Annotated in this window: 14 protein-coding genes and 3 tRNA genes; 5 read left to right on the forward strand and 12 right to left on the reverse strand. The window is 55.0% G+C overall.

The window, feature by feature from the left end; all coding sequences use genetic code 11:
- Positions 1-273 precede the first annotated feature (273 nt).
- From VL688_07850 to VL688_07860, 3 genes are all read right to left on the reverse strand, one after another.
- Positions 274-347 (reverse strand) — tRNA-Arg (locus VL688_07850).
- 187 nt (positions 348-534) lie between these two features.
- A complete protein-coding gene (locus VL688_07855) occupies positions 535-900 on the reverse strand; it encodes a response regulator (GenBank protein ID HTL47961.1) in 366 nt (121 codons plus the stop codon).
- Positions 901-983: 83 nt separating this feature from the next.
- Positions 984-1,739, reverse strand: coding sequence for a class I SAM-dependent methyltransferase (locus VL688_07860; GenBank protein ID HTL47962.1), 756 nt, complete (start codon positions 1,737-1,739; stop codon positions 984-986).
- 220 nt (positions 1,740-1,959) lie between these two features.
- Between VL688_07860 and VL688_07865 the strand changes: the two genes are divergently transcribed.
- Positions 1,960-2,163, forward strand: coding sequence for a hypothetical protein (locus VL688_07865; protein ID HTL47963.1), 204 nt, complete (start codon positions 1,960-1,962; stop codon positions 2,161-2,163).
- A gap of 73 nt (positions 2,164-2,236) precedes the next feature.
- Here VL688_07865 and VL688_07870 read toward each other — a convergent pair whose 3' ends face one another.
- The 9 genes from VL688_07870 to dnaA all read right to left on the reverse strand — a co-directional run bounded on the left by VL688_07870 (position 2,237) and on the right by dnaA (position 12,453).
- The gene (locus tag VL688_07870; GenBank protein HTL47964.1) at positions 2,237-2,662 is read right to left on the reverse strand and encodes a heme-binding protein; all 426 of its coding nucleotides are present in this window, start codon (positions 2,660-2,662) and stop codon (positions 2,237-2,239) included.
- Between the two features lie 108 nt (positions 2,663-2,770).
- Positions 2,771-2,864, reverse strand: a tRNA-Ser gene (locus VL688_07875).
- 30 nt (positions 2,865-2,894) lie between these two features.
- Positions 2,895-2,981, reverse strand: a tRNA-Ser gene (locus tag VL688_07880).
- A 91-nt stretch (positions 2,982-3,072) separates the two neighbouring features.
- Positions 3,073-4,338: a serine--tRNA ligase gene (gene serS / locus VL688_07885; GenBank protein ID HTL47965.1), complete on the reverse strand. Its 1,266-nt coding sequence runs from the start codon at positions 4,336-4,338 to the stop codon at positions 3,073-3,075.
- Between the two features lie 78 nt (positions 4,339-4,416).
- Complete coding sequence (gene gyrA / locus VL688_07890) at positions 4,417-6,906, reverse strand: DNA gyrase subunit A (GenBank protein HTL47966.1); 2,490 nt, start codon at positions 6,904-6,906, stop codon at positions 4,417-4,419.
- A 38-nt stretch (positions 6,907-6,944) separates the two neighbouring features.
- Positions 6,945-9,443: a DNA topoisomerase (ATP-hydrolyzing) subunit B gene (gyrB, locus tag VL688_07895; GenBank protein ID HTL47967.1), complete on the reverse strand. Its 2,499-nt coding sequence runs from the start codon at positions 9,441-9,443 to the stop codon at positions 6,945-6,947.
- A 78-nt stretch (positions 9,444-9,521) separates the two neighbouring features.
- On the reverse strand, positions 9,522-9,815 hold the full coding sequence (locus tag VL688_07900; protein ID HTL47968.1) for a DUF721 domain-containing protein: 294 nt from the start codon (positions 9,813-9,815) through the stop codon (positions 9,522-9,524).
- Positions 9,816-9,817: 2 nt separating this feature from the next.
- Positions 9,818-10,918, reverse strand: coding sequence for a DNA polymerase III subunit beta (gene dnaN, locus VL688_07905; protein ID HTL47969.1), 1,101 nt, complete (start codon positions 10,916-10,918; stop codon positions 9,818-9,820).
- A gap of 143 nt (positions 10,919-11,061) precedes the next feature.
- Entirely contained in the window at positions 11,062-12,453 is a 1,392-nt protein-coding gene (gene dnaA / locus VL688_07910) for a chromosomal replication initiator protein DnaA (GenBank protein ID HTL47970.1), read from the reverse strand.
- Between the two features lie 361 nt (positions 12,454-12,814).
- On the opposite strand from dnaA, the gene rpmH reads away from it, so the two are divergent.
- The 4 genes from rpmH to yidC are packed head-to-tail and all read left to right on the forward strand — an operon-like array spanning position 12,815 to position 15,256.
- Complete coding sequence (gene rpmH, locus VL688_07915; GenBank protein HTL47971.1) at positions 12,815-12,961, forward strand: 50S ribosomal protein L34; 147 nt, start codon at positions 12,815-12,817, stop codon at positions 12,959-12,961.
- Positions 12,962-12,967: 6 nt separating this feature from the next.
- Positions 12,968-13,399: a ribonuclease P protein component gene (rnpA, locus tag VL688_07920; GenBank protein HTL47972.1), complete on the forward strand. Its 432-nt coding sequence runs from the start codon at positions 12,968-12,970 to the stop codon at positions 13,397-13,399.
- Positions 13,400-13,401: 2 nt separating this feature from the next.
- Positions 13,402-13,623, forward strand: coding sequence for a membrane protein insertion efficiency factor YidD (gene yidD, locus VL688_07925; protein HTL47973.1), 222 nt, complete (start codon positions 13,402-13,404; stop codon positions 13,621-13,623).
- A complete protein-coding gene (gene yidC / locus VL688_07930; protein ID HTL47974.1) occupies positions 13,616-15,256 on the forward strand; it encodes a membrane protein insertase YidC in 1,641 nt (546 codons plus the stop codon). Before yidD ends, yidC begins: the two co-directional genes overlap by 8 nt.
- Positions 15,257-15,261 lie beyond the last annotated feature (5 nt).

A 15,261-nucleotide genomic window follows, 5' to 3' on the forward strand; every position in this document is an offset into this window, starting at 1 on the left:
TAATTCGACTTCCACTTCTAGCCTTTTTGTTGCAACGGAGGTTTCTTTACACTGCGCATAGCAGGAATCGAACCTGCATGACACCGCAACTGTGAAACCATTTTATCCCCAAAGCCCTTGCCTGTCAAAGAAGCGACACCGCTCTCGGTGTCATTTTGGTGACACAACTACCCGGAAAGTAGCGGTTTGCGTGAGTGGCTCAATTGGATAGAGCCTATGACGAAAAAAGGCGTAAGCCGCTGTGGGTCGTCAGCTTACGCCTTAGAAGAAGAGCGCGCCCGCCAGGAGTCGAACCTGGAACCTTCTGATCCGTAGTCAGATGCTCTATCCAATTGAGCTACGGGCGCATGAAATCAAACGAAAATGGCTTCGAGGGATTATGTGGGGCCCTTCGATAAGAGGGGGAAAGTATATCTAAAAATGGGGGGTGCTGTATAGAGGGAAATAAGCGATCCGCTAGGGCTGGGCTTCCCTTCGCCCCGGGCGAAGGGGCATGCCGGAGCGGGCCGGCCGCGTACTGAGACGCGCTTCTTCTTACGTTTTCAAAAATCCATTAATTTTTTCCAGGAGTTCCGCGAAGTGGAAAGGCTTGATCAGATAATCGGAAGCTCGGATGGACTGCATGTGGCGGGGCGTCAACATCTGGGGACTTGCCGTCATAAAAACAACGGGAACGCTTTCCAGTTCCGGCTTGCCTCGGATCCACCTGCATAAATCCGCGCCGCTTTCCCCCGCGATCACATAATCCAAAAGGAAAAAATCGGGCTTGTGCTGGTCGATAAGGCCGAGCGCTTCATGGTACCGGTAGGCGCTGACCACCTTGTACCCGACTTTGATGAGCTGCACGGAAAGGATCTTGATCAGGTCTTCTTCGTCATCCACGATAAAAAGCGTTTTCACGGCGCCTCCGCAGGCCGGTGCCGGAGCGTTCCGGCACTCATCTTAATGATAACAGCTTTTAACAGGAATTGCCTCCCCGCGGCTTACAGGACGCGGCCTTCCAGCAGGCCTTTGCCGACGGGATGGATGCCCCGCAGCCGGATATAGGGCAGTTTTTTCCAAAGGGCGGCAATGAGAAGTTCCTTGGCACGGAAAGCATCGTCCAGAAAAAAAGGCGTTCCGCTTTTGAGAAAAGGCCGGATTTGCGGCAGAGTTCCGTACCGGCTTGGCGTTTCCCTGTCAAAGGGGCCGTCGATCAAGACAAAGTCCGCCTTGCGGCCGCCGAAAAATGTGCCGATGTCTTTCATTTCATAGCACCGGATGGTGTGGCCGTTGATCTCTTGCGCGCCAAGCGGCGCGACAAACACGCCGGCCATGTTGTCCAGTCCTGCTTTCTTCAGCAGCCCGCGCGTGATTTCCGCGTAGCCGTCGTCCTGATCGACCGATAGCACCCTTCTCTCTCCGCTGGGACCGTGGAGCTCTTGCATAAAGCGCGCGAGGCAGACTGTGCTGATGCCGCTGCCGAACTCGAAGATCAATTGTGGCGCGAAAGATTTGATTTGGGCCTCGAGAAAATCAAGGGTGGGAACCGTCAAGCTCGTGTTTCCGACTTCCACATCTCTGAAAAATTCCGACAAAAAAGGATTCCGGATCGAGGCCCCGGAAGAAATGCATTCCTGGAGAGGCGGCGTCAGCGCTATCCATTTGCCGACTCGATCCAAGAGCCGGACCGCCGTCACGGGCCAGGGACGCTGACCGTAAATCCGGCGGAGCACGCCGATGCCGAAACGCACGGCCATTGCGCGCTTGCCTTTGTATTTTTTCGGTTGGGTGGATCGATCGGCGCTGGATGACATGGGTAATGGAAGAAAGTATAACGCAAAAAGTTCGCGCGGCACAGAAAGACCGCGCTTGCTTCACGTCTAAGGCCTAGTGTATTTGCCGGTACGGAAATTCTCTTTGACCTGACATCCGGCTTTTTTGTTTTTGTTTAAACTGCGGTCAAAAAGGAGGTGCGCGATGAGCGACCCTAAACGTTTCGGTGCGGAGTTCGAAGATACGGAAGTGCCGGATTGGGATGTGCGGCCTGAAGACAGCCGCGAGACCCGCGAAGAAGAATTTCGCAGCATGGGTTATGCGGAAACCGTTTCGATCGAAGCTTCCGAGATCGAAGAGGATACTTCCCTCATGGCGGGCATGTGCCGCGGAAGAAAGATTGCCTAATTTCTATCGTTCATAATGAAATCCCGCCGGTTCTCCGGCGGGATTTTCGGAAACCTTCCTCTTTACCCGCCCGCTAGGCGAAGGTCTTGGCTGCCGCCTCGGCAACAGCGGCGTCGTTTTCGACGGTGCTTCCGGAAACGCCGACCCCGCCGATCACCTGCCCTTCCTTATTCTTGATGGGAACGCCGCCCGGAAAGCTGATCAGCCCCTGGTTCGAGTGTTCGATCCCGTAAAGGGAACCGCCCGGCTGGGAAAGCTTGCCGATCGCACCCGTGGGCATGTCAAAAAAGCGCGCGGTCTTTGCCTTTTTGATGGAGATGTCGATGGAGCCTAGCCAGGCCCCATCCATGCGGGCAAAGGCCTTGAGGTTGGCACCGGCATCCACGAGCGCGATGTTCATTTTCACGCCGAGTTCCTTGGATTTGTTGACGGCGGCGGTGACGGCCGCGCGCGCCTGTTCGAGAGAGATATCGTTCTGGAGTTCCGTGGATGTTTGCATGGGGTCTCCTGCGAAAATGCGGTTGGTGAAAGGGGGTAAGAGTCGCAAAGTTTGGGATTTGTCTACTTCGCCCGAACGGAGCCGCTTCAAACCCCTTGGGTTGGAAAATGGCGGAGAGGGGGGGATTTGAACCCCCGGTGGCGGGTTAACGCCACAGCGGTTTAGCAAACCGCCGCACTAAGCCGGGCTATGCGACCTCTCCATAAGCCATCAAAGGATTTCAAAATAATTTCGGAGGAGGTAGGATTCGAACCTACGAGAGCCTTGCGACCCTAACGGTTTTCAAGACCGCCGCATTCGACCACTCTGCCACTCCTCCCAAAACGCAGATGTGCGGGGCCGAGTTCCAGAGGCTCCAACCGGAATTGCAAGCCGGTTATTATATGCCGATTTCAAAAAACCGGCATGATTTATTTGGGCGGCTCGAGATACGGCTTCAGGGCCTTGGGAAATTCGATCTTGCCTTCCGCCGTTTGAAAGTTTTCGATGATACAAAGCACCGTACGCGCCAGAGCAACGCCTGAGCCGTTCAGCGTGTGGACGAATTCCAGCTTGTTTGTGGCCTCGCGGCGGAAGCGGATATTGGCCCTTCTCGCCTGGAAATCCCCGAAAGTGCTGCAGCTCGAGACCTCGAACCATTTTTCCGTGCCGGGCGCCCACACTTCGAGATCGTAGCATTTCGCGGCCGCGAAGCTCATGTCCCCGCTTCCGAGAAGGACGACGCGGTAAGGAAGCTCGAGGGCCTGCAGCACGGCTTCTGCGCAGCCCGTGAGCGACTCCAGTTCGTCCATCGAAGATTCCGGCTTCACGAACTTCACCATCTCGATCTTGTCGAACTGATGCACGCGCATGAGACCCTGCGTGTCTTTTCCGTAGGAACCGGCCTCGCGGCGAAAGCACGGCGAATACGCGGTGTAATAAACCGGAAGATCTTTTTCCTGAAGAACATCGTCGCGGTGGATGTTCGTCACCGGCACCTCGGCCGTAGGGATCAGAAAAAAGTCCTCCTCTTTCAGGCGGTACATGTCCTCTTCCATTTTGGGAAGCTGTCCCGTGCCGGTCATCGACGCACGATTCACAAGCGCCGGCGGCCACACCTCGGTGAATTTGTGCTTGGAGACATGCAAATCGATCATGAAATTAATGAGTGCGCGCTCCAGCCTTGCGCCCAGCCCGCGGTAAACCGGAAATCCGGATCCGGTCAGTTTTGCTCCCCAGGCCATGGAAAACAAGGCATTGCGCTCGGCGCCAAGCTCTAAGTGATTGGCGGGCTTGAAGTTGAACTTCCTCGGCTCACCCCAGGTTCGCACGATCTTATTCCCCTCGGCCCCACGGGCAATGGGAACCGATTCATGAGGAACATTTGGGATCATGAGTTCAAATCCGGCTATCTTTTGAGAAACATCCCCCACTTTATCGTCTAAATCTTTGATTTTTTGGGAAACCTCCTTCATGGAGGCGATAACCTGGTCGGCGGGCTGTCCGGACTTCTTAAGGCGGGCGATTTCATCGTTCACCTGGTTGCGTTTGGCCTTGAGCTGGTCGGCCTCATGAAGATAGCCGCGTCTTTCCTGATCCAGACGCAGCAATCCGTCGAGATCCAATGTGACGTTCTTGGCTTTAAGGCCTTCGCGAACTTTGTCCGAATTTTCACGAATCCATTTGAGATCGAGCACAACCAACTCCTTTAAAAAACAGGGACTGTCCTTGGAAAATACTCTCCGGGGAATTAGAGACCGCGGTTGCAGCTCCGGTTATTTTTCATCCGCTTCGGGAAGTTCGAGCTGGGCGCCTTCGGCATCGTCTTTTTCCACGACGCGCGCGGCCGCGGCAACTTTGTGCCCGTCTTTCAAACGGATGAGCCGCACGCCCTGCGCGTTGCGCCCGGAAATGCGGATCTGATCCACCGGGCTGCGAACCACCATCCCGCCGGTCGTCACGACGATGACTTCGTCCTGTTCCTGAACGGCCAGCAGGCAGACGACCTTGCCATTCTTGGGTGTGACTTTGACGTTGATGACGCCTTTGCCGCCGCGGGACTGCAGGCGGTAATCTTTGAATTTGGATTTTTTGCCGAAACCGAGCTCGGTCACACTGAGCGCGGTGGCGTTCGGGTCCACGACTTCCACGGCAATGACGCGGTCGCCCTTGTCGAGATTCATGCCGCGCACGCCGCTCGCGGTGCGCCCCATGTCACGGACATCTTTCTCCGAAAACCGGATGGCTTTGCCGTCACGGCTTGCGATGAAGATCTCGTCTTTCTTTGAAACGAGCGCGCATCCGACCAGTTCGTCTTTGTCGCGCAGATTGATCGCGGTAATGCCGTTGGCGCGCGGGCGAGAATAGTGAATCAGGTTCGTCCGTTTGATCACGCCGTTTTTAGTCACCATGACAATCGAGCGCTTGTCGTCGAACTCCTTCATGTGAAGGAAGCTCGTGATGCTCTCTCCCGGGCGGAGCGAAAGCAGGTTCACGATCGCCTTGCCCTTGGCCTGACGGGATGCCTGCGGCAGCTCATAGGCCTTGCGCCAGTAGCAACGGCCCGTGTTGGTGAAGAACATGATGGTCTCGTGCGTCGAGGCCAGGAACATGTGCTGGATGAAATCTTCGTCGTCGCGAAGCCCCGAGCCCGTGACACCGGACCCGCCGCGGCGTTGGCGCCGGTACATGGAAACAGGGATGCGCTTGATGTAGCCCGCGAAAGACATCGTCACTACGACGTCCTCTTCGGCGATCAAATCCTCGATGTCGATGTCTTCTTCGGCGGCCACGATCTGAGTGCGGCGTTCGTCGCCGTATTTCTCGATGAGCGCTTCCGATTCCTTCTTGATGACGCCGAGCATTTTGGTGCGGCTTTTCAGGATGGAGCGCAGCTCTTCGATGAGCTTGATGAGGCCGAGGTATTCCTCGTCGATCTTCTCGCGCTCGAGCGCGGTCAGGCGCTGCAGCTGCATTTCGAGAATGGCCTTGGCCTGCGGCTCGGTCAGCTTCAGCTGGGCAAGCAGCGACTTCTTGGCTTCTTCCGGATTTTTCGAAGAGCGGATGATCTTGATGACCTTGTCGAGGTTCGCGATCGCGATTTTCAGGCCTTCCAGGATGTGCGCGCGCCGCTCGGCCTTTTCGAGGTCGAATTTCGTCCTGCGCGTGATGACTTCGATCCGGAAATTAATGAACTGCTCGATGACCTGCTTCACGTTCATGACACGCGGCTGTCCGTCGACCAGCGCCAGCATGATGACGCCGAAAGTTTCCTGCATCTGCGTGTGCTTGTAGAGCTGGTTCAGGATGACCTGAGCGATCGCATCCTTCTTTAATTCGATCATAAGCCGCATGCCGTCGCGGTCCGACTCGTCGCGGATGTCGGAAATGCCCTCGATCTTCTTGTTCTCGACGAGCGAAACGATCGATTCGATGAGGTTCGTCTTGTTCACCATGTACGGAATTTCGGTGATGATGATGGCATCCTTTTTCGGGCCGGTTTCGATGGCCGCCTTGGCACGCACCACGATCCTGCCGCGTCCGGTTTCCTGGTATTTCTTGATGCCGTCGCGGCCCATGATGATGCCGCCGGTGGGAAAATCAGGGCCCTTGATGAGCTTTCCCAGTTCCTTGATGGTCACGGCGGGATTTTCGATGACGGCAATGATGCCCTGCACGACTTCCTTGAGGTTGTGCGGCGGAATGTTCGTGGCCATGCCGACGGCGATGCCGCTCGAGCCGTTGATAAGCAAATTCGGGATGGCCGACGGCAGGACAACCGGCTCTTTTAGCGATTCGTCGAAGTTCGGGACGAAGTTGACGGTTTCCTTTTCAATGTCTTCGAGGAGTTCGCGGCTGACGGCCTCGAGGCGCGCTTCCGTGTAACGCATGGCGGCCGCGTTGTCGCCGTCGATCGAGCCGAAATTCCCCTGGCCGTCAACAAGCGGATAGCGGAGCGAAAAGTCCTGCACCATGCGGACCAAACTGTCATAGACCGAGGTGTCGCCGTGCGGGTGGTATTTACCGAGCACTTCACCGACGATACGCGCGGACTTGCGGTAGGGTTTGTTGTGCACGATGCCGAGGTCGTTCATCGCGTACAGGATGCGGCGGTGCACCGGCTTCAGGCCGTCGCGCACGTCGGGCAGAGCGCGGCCCACGATGACGGACATCGCGTAGTCGATGTACGAATCCCGCATTTCGTCTTCGATCGGAACCGGGATGATTTTTTCGTTCATCGCATAGAGATTTTTTTCGTCAGCCATAATCCTCTGCCTTTTGTAGTTTTGCGGGATCGCCGCTATTAAATGTCGAGGTTCCGGACGGCCCGGGCATGCCGCTGGATGAATTCGCGGCGGTCTTCGACCTGGTCACCCATGAGGACCGTGAAGATTTCTTCGGCTTGCACCGCGTCGTCCAAGGTGACGCGAAGCACCGTGCGCGTTCCCGGATCCATGGTGGTTTCCCACAGCTGGGTCGGGTTCATTTCGCCCAAGCCTTTGTAGCGCTGCATTGTCATGCCTTCTTTGCCGTGCTCCTTGATCCAGCGCAGCGAGTCGGCAAGCGACTTCACGGTCACCTTGGATTTTTCGCGCTGGATGTCGAAACCGTTTTTCTCGTCGCCCCAGAAATCCTCGATCGTGAGCTTGTGTTTCGAAAAATGTTTCTCGATTTTTTCGAATTCGTTGCCTTCGGGGACTTCGCTCCATTCGTAAGTCGTCGCGGACACGCCTTCCTCGGCGCCCTTGTCCGCCTTGTCGCCTTTTTCGGCCTTGGCGGGCTTCTCGGATTTCTCTTCCTCTTTGGCCGGCGCCTTTTTATCCAGCTCCTCGCACGCCGCGCGCAGGTCGGATTCCGAATAAAAGAACTTCTCAGAACCGTCTTCGAAAATGCGGACAAAAAATTTCGGGTACCCCTTTTTCGCGTCGCGCGCCTTCAGGAAAGTCTCGAGATGGACGCCTTTGCGGGCGAGCGAGACCTCGAGGTCTTCCATGCCTTGGATGAGACCGACCAGCTCGCGCAGATCCTTGCCGGTAAATTCGACTTTCGAACCGGCCTTGGAAAGCACGATGTCCGAACAGCCGAGCGTCAGAAGCATTTCGTTCATCTTCTCTTCGGTCTGCACGTACTCTTCCTGCTTGCCCTTTTTGATTTTGTAAAGCGGCGGCTGCGCGATAAAAATATGGCCGCCCTCGATAAGCTTACGCATCTGCCGGTAAAAAAACGTCAGGAGCAGGGTGCGGATGTGGCTTCCGTCCACGTCGGCGTCGCACATGATGATGATTTTGTGGTAGCGCAATTTTTCCATATTGAATTCCGCATCGATGCTCGTGCCGATCGCCGTAATGATCGTGCGGATTTCCTCGTTGGAAAGCACCTTGTCGATGCGCGCCTTCTGCACGTTGATAATTTTTCCGCGGAGAGGAAGAATGGCCTGGAAACGCCGGTCCCTTCCCTGCTTAGCGGAGCCGCCGGCGGAGTCACCTTCGACCAGATACAGCTCGCCGTTTTTCGGGTCATCGTCCGAACAATCCGCCAGTTTTCCGGGAAGCGCAAAGCTGTCGAGCGCGCCCTTGCGGCGAGTCAGCTCTCTCGCCTTGCGGGCCGCCTCGCGCGCGCGGAGCGCCAGCACGGCCTTTTCGATGATCTTGTTGGCCATGGGCGGGTTTTCTTCGAAAAACTGCTGCAGGCCGTCGTAGATCACGGAGTACACGATACCTTCAACTTCGCCGTTTCCGAGCTTGGTTTTCGTTTGCCCTTCAAACTGCGGCTGCGGCACCTTGACGCTGATAACGGCCGTGAGACCTTCCATGAGATCGGGGCCGGAGAGCGTTCCCTCGATGCCCTTCAGCATGTCCTTGGTCTTGGCGTATTGGTTGGTGGCGCGCGTCAGCGCCGTCTTGAAGCCGCTGAAGTGCGTGCCGCCTTCAACCGTGTTGATGTTATTCGCGAAGGAAAAAACCTCCTCGGTGAAGCTGTCGTTGTACTGAAACGCAGCCTCGACCTGGATGCCGTCTTTTTCGCGGTCCACATAAAATATTTTTTTGTGAAGCGCGGCCTTCTTGCGGTTCAGGTACTGGATGAATTCGGAGATGCCGCCCTTGTAAAAAAAGACGTGCTCTTTGATTTCTTTTTTGTCGCGCTGGTCACGGATGACCGTCTTGACGCCCTTGTTCAAAAAGGCGAGCTCGCGCAGGCGGTTGGAAAGCGTATCAAAACTGAACTCGATGCTCGGAAAGATTTCCGTGTCCGCCATGAACGAAACGCGCGTCCCCCGCAGGGTCGTTTTTCCGATCACATCCACCTTGCTGGCCGGATGGCCCTTCTTGTATTTTTGAAAATAAATCTTCCCGTCGCGGTAAACTTCCACCTCGCACCAGGAAGAAAGGGCATTGGTCACGGAGACGCCGACGCCGTGAAGACCGCCGGAAACGCGGTAGGCCTTGTTGTCGAATTTGCCGCCGGCATGAAGCGTGGTCATGACGACTTCCAGCGCGGATTTTTTCTGCGTCTTGTGCAGGTCTACCGGGATGCCGCGGCCGTCGTCGGTAACCTGAACGCTGCCGTCTTCGCGGATGACGACCACAACTTCCGTGGCGTGGCCCGCCAGCGCTTCGTCGATCGAGTTGTCCACGACTTCGTAGACGAGGTGATGCAGGCCGCGGAGCGTCGTATCGCCGATGTACATGCCCGGCCTTTTACGGACCGCCTCGACACCCTCCAGGACCTGAATCTGTGTCGCGTCGTATTTCGCGCCCCCCGATTCGCTCTTTCCCGCGGTTTTTTTCTTTTTTTCTTTCATCGTTGCCACGCTTTCAAGTTTAGGCATCGCCTATCTCCGTTCATTTTTTTCGCGAAGGCTGTCGTTCCGTCCTCGGGCTCATCTCAGCTGGCCCACCCGGAAAAAAACTTTCTGGACCGCTTGCTCCCCCAGCACGGCCTGGACTCTTTTTAAAATCGACTGCCGGTAATTTTGGTTTAGCTCAAACGCAAGGGACGACTGGTCCACCCAGACAAAAAGCCTTCCATCATCGGCAAGCGACGGTCGCGTATGGGGAGCAACGGCGGGACCCGCGATGGCACCCCAGGAATCGATCAGGGTTTGGCGTTTTGTTTTTTCCGGCGTTCTCATGCCAGACAGAACATCCGGGAGGCATTCTTTCAGGCTCTTCATAATCAGTTGAGCTGCATCGGCATAATCACGTAAAGGTAGCCTTCCTTGCCTTTGACAAGGCCCGGCTTATCCGGATCCGACAAGGAGATCGAAATGTTGTCAATGTCGAGGTTCTTCAGGACATCGATCAAGTACTGCGGGTTGAATCCAATGGCGAGATCCTCGCCTTTCACATCCGCGGACAATTCTTCCTTGGCTTCGCCAAGATTCGGCGACCGGGAGGAAATGAGGATCTTCCCCTTTACGAAATCCAGTTTCACGGCCGGCGAATCCGCAGAGGTCAGCAGTGAGGTCCGGCGGACCGCCTGCAAAAAATCTTCGCGGCTTGCCTGAGAAAACGTTTTTTCGCTTTTTGGAATGACTTGCTCGTAATTCGGAAAATTTCCTTCGATGACGCGCGAAAAAATAAGCGTGTCGCCGATCTGGAAGATCACCTGATTTTTGGACGGGGAAATCTTGACGGCGCCTTCCCATCCCAGGTTTTTCATGACTTCCTGGACCGCTTTCGTGGGGATGATCAATTCAAAGTTTTGTTTGGCAGCCTTCGCGAGCTTTTTGTCGATGAAGGCAAGCCGCCGGCCGTCGGTGGCCACGAACTTGATCTGGTCGCCCTGGATGGTGAGCAAAACCCCGTTCAGCACATAGCGCGTTTCATCGTAAGAAATGGCAAACGACGTAAGCTCGAAGCTTTCCTTGACCAGAGACTGGTCGATCTCCACCGTGTTCTTCTCGTCAAATTCCGGCAGCTTCGGATAATCTTCCTTCGCAAGTCCCATGATTTTGAAGAAGGCTTTGCCGCCGCGGATGTTGATGGCGTTATTCTTAGCCACTGAGATCTCCACTTCGCCATCAGGAAGCTCGCGCACGATCTCCTGGATCTTCTTGGCGGGAATCGTAATGCTTCCTTCTTTAATAACTTTCGCGGGAAGAAGCGTGGAAATCCCCACTTCCAAATCCGTCCCCACAAGGCGCACGCTGCCATCCCCTTCGGTTTCCATGAGAAGATTGCTCAAAATAGGAAGGGTGTTTGTTTTCGTGGAGGTAACGCCGCTGACAAGTCCTACGCCTTGCTGAAGACTGCTTTTGGAGATTAAGATTTCCATGGGTGAGAGCCCTTTACTTTTAAGAGGCTATTTTATCAAAAATATAATTATAGTCATCATCTTATTAGGGAATGTCAATATGTGAATAAGTGTTGCATCCGCCCGTTTTAAAAAGAGTTAGAAGAAACAAAACATGTTGATAACTAGGCGCTTTTCTTCAACATATCTTTGATTTCCTCGAGCATGCGCATTTTTTTTGTGTCGGTGAGGATGTCTTTGGACACTTTATTGTAAGCATGGAGGACCGTGGTATGGTCTCGTCCCCCGAAGTATTCCCCAATCTCCGGAAAGGAATGCGTGGTCAGGGTTCGGATGAGGTACATGGCGATCTGGCGCGGCTCAGCCACGGATTTGGTCCGCCGCTTTGACCTGAGGTCCGAGACCTTGATGTGAAAGTATTCCGAAACCAGGCGCTGGACTTTTTCCATGCTGATTTTCTTTTCTTCTTCCTGCATGGAATGATGAAGGATTTCTTTGGTGAGCTCCAAAGAAATTGGCTTGTTGGTGAGCGCGCAATAAGCTACCACGCGGATCAGCGCACCTTCGAGTTCCCGGACGTTGGACTTGAACTGGCTTGCGATGAAAAAGCAAACTTCGTCGGGAACATAAACCGTTTCTTTCTCCATTTTTTTCTTGAGGATGGCGACGCGCGTCTCGAAGTCCGGCGGCTGGATATCGGTCACAAGGCCCCATCCGAAACGGGAGATCAAACGTTCTTCGAGACCGGGGATTTCCCTTGGAGAGCGGTCGCTCGACACCACGATTTGTTTATGAGCGTCGTAGAGCGTATTGAACGTGTGAAAAAATTCTTCCTGGGTCGCTTCTTTTTCCGCGATGAAGTGGATGTCGTCGATGAGAAGCAGGTCGAGCGTCCGGTACTTGGCGCGGAATTGCTGGGTCGAGCGGGTTTGGATGGCGGTGATCAGCTGGTTGGTGAACTTTTCGCTCGAAATGTAAAGGACGCGGAAGTGCGGGTAGCGGCGCTTCATTTCATGGGCGATGGACTGCATGAGATGCGTCTTGCCCAGCCCTACGGGACCATGGATGAAAAGAGGATTGTAATTCTTTGCCGGAGCCTCACTTACAGCGACCGAAGCCGCATGGGCAAACCGGTTTCCGGGCCCCACAACGAAGTCATCAAACGTGTAGCGGCGGTTGAGCGCCGCTTCCTGAACGGTGGTCGGCCCCTGGGCCGCAGAAGGCTCTACGCGGGGAGATTCGGGAACGCGGGCATCGGGAACGGGTTTTTCTTCCGCCACGACCGCAAAAGAAATTTCCCGCGGGCCGCCAAGGACTTCTTTCACGCCGTTCTGAAGAATCGCCTGATATTTATCTCGGATCCAGCCCCCGAAATATTCGTTGGGAACCCCGAGCACGATCTCCGTGTCGGTCAACGCCAGGCATTGAATGGGTTCGAACCATGCCTTGCGGGATTGGTCGCTCAGCTCGCGCGAAAGAAGGAGGAAAATTTTCTCCCAGGATTCGCGTGCGGCAAAAGAGTTCGCGGCAGAGGTCACGTTGGATTTTTCGTTCACGAGTTGATTATCCACAGCTAAAAAGACCGGTATGACAGGCTAAAGAGGAACGTTGGGTTAGTTTTATTCACAGAAAGAAACCGCAATACCAAAGGATATTCACAGCTTATTCGAGTGAGAATGCCGCTGCGGTGATCCTTGCGAAGTGAAGCAGGGTATTTTACCCCTGGGCAGTGAAATGTCTACGGGATTTTAGCCGGAGCGCGCGGCCGCGCCCGTTTTCTCCGGCGCACGCAATCCGAATATGCGATTGTTGCCGTGAAAGATTTGTTATATAATCCCAACCTCTTCGGGGCGGCAGGGACATTTTTAAAAAAGTTCCCGGGCCCGTGTCAAAGATGTCGTTAAGAAAGGGTTTCAAGTGAAAAGAACATACCAGCCATCCAAACGCAAACGTCGTACTAAACACGGGTATCTCGCCAGAGTCAAAACCAAGGGCGGACGGGAAGTTTTGAAACGCCGGCGCAGAAAAGGCAGAAAGCGCCTGATTCCCATTTACAAAAAATAGTCCCGCTTGGCCCGCGCGCTGACGATGCCGGCCAAGAGGGCGATCGCCTCAAGCATGAGCGGCTCCTCCAAAGGTCATCGCAAACTAACGCCCGGGCAAAAAGTCCGCGAGCGAAACGAATTCAAGGCTATTTTTGAAAAAGGAACCAAGGCGCGGGGCATTTTTCTCAACCTGTGGTACTGCCCCACTCCCGGTCAGCGAGGCCCCGCAAAACTGGGAATCGTGGTCGGGAGAAAAGCCGAACCTCTGGCAACCCGCAGGAATGTCTGGAAGCGGCGGCTGCGGGAAATTTTCAGAAACAACAACGGCGAGATCAAGCCGGGTTACTCTTTGGTTTTGATGGTATTAAAATGCGAAAAAATGCCGGCCAGCCGCGAAATCGAAGCCGATTTTCTGGGGCTTCTGACGAAAAGCGGCCTCATCAACAGGAGACCGTAAGGATTTTCTCATGGCCCAACGCCGCTGCCATCGCCTTGATCCGCGCTTATCGCCGGCTGCTTTCTCCCCTGCTTGGATCGCATTGCCGCTTCTATCCTTCCTGTTCCGCGTATGCGGAAGAAGCGTTCCGCGTGCAACCTTTTTTGGCCGCGGCTGCGGCGACTTTTTTGCGTCTGTCGAAGTGCCAGCCGTTTCACCCCGGAGGCTTTGATCCCGTTGAGTAAAGAGTCGTCACCGGAACGCAATCAGATCATGGCGCTTGTTTTGTGCATGGCCGTGCTGTGGATTTATCCCATGGCGCTCAAAAAGTTTTATCCTGCGGCCGCTGCCCGTCCGGCCGCAGCTCCCGCCGCGGATCAGGCCGTGGAAAACGGCGAAAAGCCCCTGAGTCCGCCCGAAGGCCCGTTTCTAGAGAAGCCTGAGGCACCCGCCATCATCCGGTTTGAAAATAATCTCTACGAAGCGGAATTTTCCACGCTCGGCGCTTCCGTGGTTCGGCTGGTTTATAAAGGAGATCCCGAAAACCGCGATAGAACGCGGGCCGTGCTGCTCAATACGACCGGAGAAGACCCGGGCCTATTCGCGGCCCGATTCACCAACGAAACCACGGACCTCAGCCGCGCGCTTTTCAAATTAAATAAGCAGGACGGCGACAGTTTCGAGTTTGTTTACGAGCGGCAGGGACAATACCGGTTCGTCAAACGGTTCTTCATGAGCGGGACATCCGCGATCATCAATCTCGAGATGGAGATCGAGAACCTCTCGGACACGGAAAAGCAGTTTCCCGTGGATCTCTCGCTCGGGCTTCTCGCGGAAGCCAACGAATCGACGCGCATCCACGATTTCGAAGCCGTGGCCTGGACCGACAAGGTCATGGCTTCCGACCATACCCGCATCCGCAAAAAAGGATTCGAGGTTTCAGGAAAAATCGCGTGGGCGGGACTGCTCAAAAAGTATTTCGCGCTGCTGGTCAAGCCGGACATCCAGGCCATGGGCTACGACGTCCGGGAAGTAGGCCATACGCTTTGGGCGGACTTGAAGCTGGAACCCGTGTCCGTGCCCGCGGGCCAGAAAATAACCAAACAATTTTTCGTTTATGCGGGGCCGCAGCGGTACAACACGCTGAAGAGTTTCGGCGTGGGCTTTGAAAACATCCTCTCGAGAGGGTTTTTCGGCGCGTTCGAACTCTTGCTGCTGCAGGCCATGAAATTTTCCCACAAGTATACCGGCAATTACGGATGGGACATCCTCCTGCTGACGTTCCTGCTTAAGCTTCTCTTCTCTCCCCTGACGCACATGAGCTACAACTCCATGGCCAAGATGAAAGCCTTGCAGCCCAGGCTCCAGTCGATCCAGGAGCGCCACAAAAAAGATCCGACGCGGATGAACAAGGAAATGATGGAGCTGTACAAGAAAAACCGCGTGAACCCCATGGGCGGCTGCCTGCCCATGGTCCTCCAAATCCCGGTTTTCATCTCGTTCTACAACGTGCTCAACAAAACCATCGACTTGAAGGGCGCTGCTTTTATATGGTGGATCAAAGACCTGTCCGAGCCGGACCGCCTTTTGATGCTGCCGTGGGATCTTCCGGTCATTGGTCACAGCTTCAATCTTCTTCCCCTGCTCATGCTGGCTTCCATGTTTGTTCAGCAAAGGCTTAACCCGCAGGGCGGCATGCCTTCGGACCAGCAAAAGGCCTTTGCGTTCATGCCGCTCATTTTCGGGTTCATTTTTTATAAAATGCCCTCAGGCCTCGTGCTCTACTGGTTTTTGAACAACGTCCTTTCGATTATCCAGCAGGGATTGGTGAAGCCGGTGGTGGTTGCGCTTCATCACGAAGACGCCAAGCACACCTAGTCCCC

The organism is Verrucomicrobiia bacterium (genome assembly GCA_035495615.1).
In the GTDB taxonomy this organism is placed as follows: Bacteria; Omnitrophota; Omnitrophia; order Omnitrophales; family Aquincolibacteriaceae; genus DATJFP01.

Coding starts and splice junctions, on each gene's coding strand:
- VL688_07900 (HTL47968.1), bottom strand. CDS start 9,815: ATGAAGAGCCTGAAAGAATGCCTCCCGGATGTTCTGTCTGGCATGAGA.
- VL688_07870 (HTL47964.1), bottom strand. CDS start 2,662: ATGCAAACATCCACGGAACTCCAGAACGATATCTCTCTCGAACAGGCG.
- gyrB (HTL47967.1), bottom strand. CDS start 9,443: ATGAAAGAAAAAAAGAAAAAAACCGCGGGAAAGAGCGAATCGGGGGGC.
- VL688_07860 (HTL47962.1), bottom strand. CDS start 1,739: ATGGCCGTGCGTTTCGGCATCGGCGTGCTCCGCCGGATTTACGGTCAG.
- dnaN (HTL47969.1), bottom strand. CDS start 10,918: ATGGAAATCTTAATCTCCAAAAGCAGTCTTCAGCAAGGCGTAGGACTT.
- gyrA (HTL47966.1), bottom strand. CDS start 6,906: ATGGCTGACGAAAAAAATCTCTATGCGATGAACGAAAAAATCATCCCG.
- VL688_07865 (HTL47963.1), top strand. CDS start 1,960: ATGAGCGACCCTAAACGTTTCGGTGCGGAGTTCGAAGATACGGAAGTG.